We start from the raw sequence: 5,418 nt of genomic DNA, 5'->3' as shown, positions 1-5,418 counted from the left end.
GCCCCCCGATGCCCCGCCTAAACGGGCTTTTGTCCCGGCCGCGGGTGGTGGGGGATATTTCCCGCACCACGCGCTTCGCCCCTTGAGTTTCTCTTAAGGTCCCGGCAAGTCGATATTAATCATCCGGCGCCGACTTCGGTGATCGGCTTCCCGGCTGCGCTGCTAATCTCTCGAACCGTGGGAATCAGCAGAAGGAATATGAACGGCGCCGGACCGGCGCTCGCCGCGGCCGCCGCCCTCGTCCTCGTCGGCGCAGGCCCGGGCCATGCGGCGCAGACGGAAAAGAATGCGGGGCGCGCGGCGTCCTGCCCGGCCGCCGGCGCGATGCCGGGAATCGGGCAGACCCCGCGTTTCACCGACGACAATGTCGCGGTTTTCGTGGGCGGTGATTTCACCGCGGACGGCTCGGCCGCCGAAGCCGAGGGCCTGGTCGTGGTGAAGGGGCGGGCCGCATTCGCGAAAGCGCCCGGCGGCGTGTTCAACGTGGGCCGGGCGGGGGCCGGTTCGGGCATCGTGCCGACCTCGGGAAACGTGATGCTCGCGGTCGGCGCGGACCTGTCGATCGCCAAGGGCACCACGGTCGACGTCGGCCACGGCCTCCTGGAAGGCCCCAAGTACGGGGGCTCCGTCCAGGTCGGCGGTGCTCTCACCGCGACCGGCCGGCTGGAGACCAACGGCGGCGCGAGCCCGTCGCGGCTGGGCGCCGCGCAGGCGCTCGGGGCGTACGCCGGGTTCGACCGCACCATGCAGGACGAGTCCGCGTCGCTCGGTGCACTGCGGCCGACCGGCACGGCGCAGCGCACCGGGTCGACGGTGACGTTCCGCGGCGCTCCAGCGGCAGGTTCCGTCCAGGTCTTCGAGATATCCGCGGCGGACCTCGACGGCGCCTCGTCGTTCGTTTTCGAGGCGATTCCGGAGAATACTTCGGTACTGGTCAATGTGACCGGTGCCAAAAAGGTCGCGATTTCTCCGATGTCCGTCGGATTCAACGGGGAGCGGGTCGACCTCTACAGTTCGCCGAAATACGGTGCGGCGGCCGCACGAATTCTCTACAACTTCCGCGAGGCGCCGGCCCTCACGTTGAGCGGCGGCGGGAACTTCATGGGCTCGATCCTCGCTCCGAAGGCGTCCGCGGATCTGACCGCCAGCACGAACGGCCGGCTGTATTTCGGCGGCAGCGCGCGGATGCACGGAACGGGCAACGAAACGCACAACTACCCGTGGAACGGCACACCGCCGTTCGCGTGCAAGCCCGGTACCCCTGCCGCGCCGGGTCCGACGCCTCCCCCGGCGTCCCGGCCGCCGCAGTCGGGCCCCCCGACCGCGACCGCGCAGCCGCCGGGCGCCACGCCGGCCGGTCCGGAGACCCCGGAGGCTCCGGGTTCGTCGGACAACCCCGCACCCCCGAACGGCGGTACGCCGCTGGCCGAGACCGGCGGTTCGGACAGCACGCTCCTCGTCGCCACCGCAGCCGCCGTGCTGGCCGGCGGCGCCGCGGTCTTCGCCGTCGCCCGTCGCCGCCGTCGCGCCTGACCGGATCTTCGGTCGGCCGCGCAGCGGTCGACACGTGACACCACTTCCACCGGGCGGCACCGTCCCGCCGTCTTTGCGACCGGTACCGCATGCAGGAATGAGTCCCCGCATGCGGTACCGGTCGCACCCGACTCCGAACACCCGGGCGGGACACCGGCCCGGACACGCAGCAGCAAGCACCCGACACCCTCGACACACCGGCACCCAGGCACCCAGGCACCCAGGCACCCAGGCACCGACCCCGCCTTCCACCCTCCGAGACAGGCGCAAGAGTGACCTACACAGACCCCGCTTCCCTCGAACTTCCCTTCCTCGCAGGGACGTTGCCCATCCCCTCACCTTCCCCCGCCCCGGCCCCGGCCGCACTGCTCCCGTACGACGCGCCCGCCCGGCGCTCCGCGCGCCTGCCGCGGATCACCGACGCGTTCCCTCACCCGGTGCTTCTCGTGGACGGCAACGGGACCATCGTCGATGCCAACCTCTCCGCCGCGGACACCTTGCAGGCCCCCACGACCCATCTGGTGGGGCGCGGAATCCTGGACGTCCTCCCGCGGTTCGACCTCGGCCGCACCCCCGGCGGCATCCGCTGCGCCGAGGACCCCGAAGGGGCACCGGTGCGGATGGCCGTCCGCTGCACGGACGGCTTCGAGTTCACCGCCGACGTCGCGATCCGCATCGTCCCGGCGGACGCCCTCGACGAGAAGCCGGGCGTCCCGGCCCGCACTGACACCGACACCGACACCGACACCGACGGAACCGGTCCTCGCGACCGCGACCTGCTGATGGTCACCGTCACCGACCAGACGTCCGCACTCTCCGCGGAGCGGGCGCTGCGGCAGCTGACCGGCCAGACCGAACTGATCCTGCGGGCCGCCGCGGAAGGCATCGTCGGGGTGGACGCCCGCGGCCGCATCATGCTCGCCAACCCGGCCGCCGCCGGCCTCCTGGGCCGCCCCGCCGAGGAGTTGCGCGGCCGCGAACTCGCGCCGCTGCTCCTGCGCAGCGCCGCCGACGGCAACCCGCTGCGGGACGACGCCTCGCCGCTGCTCGACACCCTGCGCTCCGGGCAGGGCCACCACCGCACTCGCGCCGTGCTGGGGCGCGAGGACGGCACGTGGCGTCCGGTCGAGCTCAGCACCGTCCCGGTCTCCGACGAAGGCCTCGTGGTCGGCGTGATCGTCTCGTTCACCGATCAGTCCGCCGCGCACGCTGCGGCCGCGCGCCACGACCGGCTCGCGGCGGTGCTGGACCGCGAGATCCGCGCCGCGTTCGGCCGCATGGCGCAGATCCTCGCGCATCTGGCCGACGATCCGGCCGGGGTCCTGTGGCCGGAGGCGAACCGGACGCTGCGGGAACTCGCCGAGGACTGCGGCGACGCCGAGCGCCTTGCCGACCGACTGCTGCGCGGCGGGGCGGACATGCCGCCCCGGCCCGCGCGGCAGACACCCCGCGAGGCACCGGTACCGGCCGGAAGCAGCACGGGCAAGGCCACCGGCACCCGTTCGCGCATCGGCACGCCGTCCGCAGGCCGGGCAGGGCATACGGGACGCCATCGCGCCGCGGTAGCCGTCAGCGGAGCAAGTGGTGAGCGTGCCGATGCCGCAGCACGGCGCGCGGAGCCCGGCGCACCGCCGCGGATCACCGTGCCGGGCACGGTGGTCGGTGCCGGGCTGCCCGCCCCGGCCGGCGCAGCGGCACGGCCCGCGCTGCCCGGCCGCCCCCGCCACGCCCTCGTTGCTGCCCAGGGCACTGCCCGGGCACTGGAACCGGGCGGCACCCAGGCAAGTAGCTGACGGGCAGTCCAGTTTCGGGCCTTGCTCCTGGCTCCCGGCTCGCGAGTACTCCCGCCCGCATAACCGCAGTTCGTACCGGTAGACAGCACATCCGGGCCGCACATCGGTCCCGGCCTCCCGGGCTTTCTCGCGTGCAGACCGGCCCCGGACCGGTACGCAGCCGAGCCGTCACCGGCCGCTGCCTGCGCGCCCTGCGTCGGCGAGACCCGCGGCTCCAGCGAGACCAGGGCGCGCCTGCCGAGCCCCGGTGCCGCACACACCTCGCCAGGCAGGCAGGCAGACCTGCGGTGTTCGGGGCCCCGGACGGGGGCTCCGCCAACCGACGGAACAGCCGGCTTGGCAACCGCACCACGCCACCGCCGTCATCCTCCGCACCCTGCGACGCCTGCTCCAGACCTGCGCTGGACCTGTTCCGGAACCGGCGGCCCCGAGCTCGCTCAATCCCCGTCGGCCCTCCCCTGCACAGCACGGAAAGCCGAACCCGGTCCACCCCATCAAGATCCGGCAGCCACGACGCCCGGCCGAACCGAGCCGAGCCGAGCCGAAGCGCACCGCAGCGCACCGGACCGGACCGGACCGGACCGGACCGGACCACCCACTCTCCACCGCGCACCCTCACCCGCCGGCAAGCCGGCCGGGCGCGACTTCAGACAAGGAACGACCGTGGGACAGCACGACCGCCAGAGCTCGACCGGGCGCCACCGGCGCCTCCCGGTTCCCCAGCCGGGTCCTCTCCCCTTCGCCGCGCACCGGGGCTTCGCGTGCGCTCTTGGTGCGAGCGTGCTCGCCATGGGCGTCAGCATCTCGGCCGTCGACCGGGCGACCGCGCCGCGGACCACCGCGGCGGAAGCCGGTGCCGTGCTGCCGCTGCCCGCCGAGCCGGGGCCGCCCCGGAGACCCGATCCGGACCTGGTCCCGCCCGTCTCGTCCCCCGCGGGCGGCCCCGGCAGCGCGGAGGCCGCGGCGCCGGCCCGGGTGGGCCGGTCCGTCCCGGACGGTCTCCGCCCGCCCGCCGCGCCGACCACGCCGCCGCGTGGCACGAAACCCACCGGCGGCCCGGGCGCGAACCCCGTCGAAAGAGGCGGGCAAGCCGTGCCGGTGGACCCGGTCGCCGCTGTGCCCCGGCGTCCCGCGAATCCCGCCTCGGGCGGTACGCGGCGGCCCGAGACCGGCCCGCCGGAGCAGCCGTCGCCTCCGGGGTTCCCGAGGCCGTTGCCGGTCGAGACGGAGTTCGCCGAAAGCGTGATGCGCCTGGTCAACGACCAGCGTGCGGATCGCGGTCTGGCGCCGCTCGCCGCGGATGCCGGGCTCGGGAACGTCGCGGTGCGGTCCAGCCGCAGTTCCGTCGCGTCCGTCTCCTGGGTGGACCGCGACGCGGACGACCGGCGCGCGCCGCGGGGTGCCGTGCGGATCGGCGGTGCGAACATCGCGGTGGGGCAGGATTCACCCGAAGCCGTGCTGCACCAGTGGATGCGCAGTCCCGGATACCGGGCCAACATCCTCGACCCGCGCTGGACTTGCCTGGGTGTCGGGGTCTACATCGATGCGACCGGCACCCCGCACTGGACGCTGCTCCTGGGGTACTGACCGCCTGAGGTGCCGGTCGAGGTGCCGCCCGAGGCACCGGTCGAGGCACCGGTCGAGGTGCGGTTGCTGTGCCGGTGCGGCTTTCCATCGCGCAATGTGGCGGTCGACACCTTCAGGAACCCGGGGGAAGCCTTGTACCCCCCTGCGTTTCGTGTGAGCGTTTCGCCGTTCCACTTCGTGACGCTCCTGCGCCGTCCCCGCCGCCGCGTCCCGACAGGGATTCGTCCGGCCTGGACGACCAGCACGAACGCGAATGCACGAGAACAAGGAGGGCTCCCGGTGGAGTTCGGCATCTTCCTGAACGGGTTCACCCCGGGGCCGGCGGCGCACGACCGCGACGCCGCGCACCTGTCCCTGATGCGCGAGCTGGAGCTTGCCATCAAGGCGGACAAGCACAACTGGAAGTACGTGTGGTTCGGTGAGCACCACGCGCTGACCGAGTACAGCCACCTGTCCGCGCCCGAGGTCGCGATGGGGTATGTCGCGGCCCGCACGGAGCGCATCC

General features: G+C 73.4%; 4 protein-coding genes. All 4 read left to right on the top strand.

Annotated features, from left to right (window positions below):
* The first annotated feature begins 138 nt into the window (after positions 1 to 138).
* Positions 139 to 1,533 (top strand): choice-of-anchor A family protein, encoded by a 1,395-nt coding sequence (locus LZ495_RS33925; RefSeq protein ID WP_235056921.1) that lies wholly within the window; start codon positions 139 to 141, stop codon positions 1,531 to 1,533.
* A 272-nt stretch (positions 1,534 to 1,805) separates the two neighbouring features.
* Positions 1,806 to 3,326 (top strand): PAS domain-containing protein, encoded by a 1,521-nt coding sequence (locus tag LZ495_RS33920; RefSeq protein WP_235056919.1) that lies wholly within the window; start codon positions 1,806 to 1,808, stop codon positions 3,324 to 3,326.
* A gap of 663 nt (positions 3,327 to 3,989) precedes the next feature.
* Positions 3,990 to 4,913: a CAP domain-containing protein gene (locus tag LZ495_RS45085; protein ID WP_235056917.1), complete on the top strand. Its 924-nt coding sequence runs from the start codon at positions 3,990 to 3,992 to the stop codon at positions 4,911 to 4,913.
* Positions 4,914 to 5,192: 279 nt separating this feature from the next.
* Positions 5,193 to 5,418, top strand: a 226-nt coding sequence (locus tag LZ495_RS33910; protein WP_235056913.1) for an LLM class flavin-dependent oxidoreductase, incomplete at its 3' end; no start/stop codon positions are given.

Origin of the sequence: Yinghuangia soli (genome assembly GCF_021502675.1) — a bacterium.
GTDB lineage: Bacteria > Actinomycetota > Actinomycetes > Streptomycetales > Streptomycetaceae > Yinghuangia > Yinghuangia soli.
The sequence above is the reverse complement of the archived record's forward strand: the minus strand, read 5'-3'. Positions and strand labels throughout refer to the sequence as shown.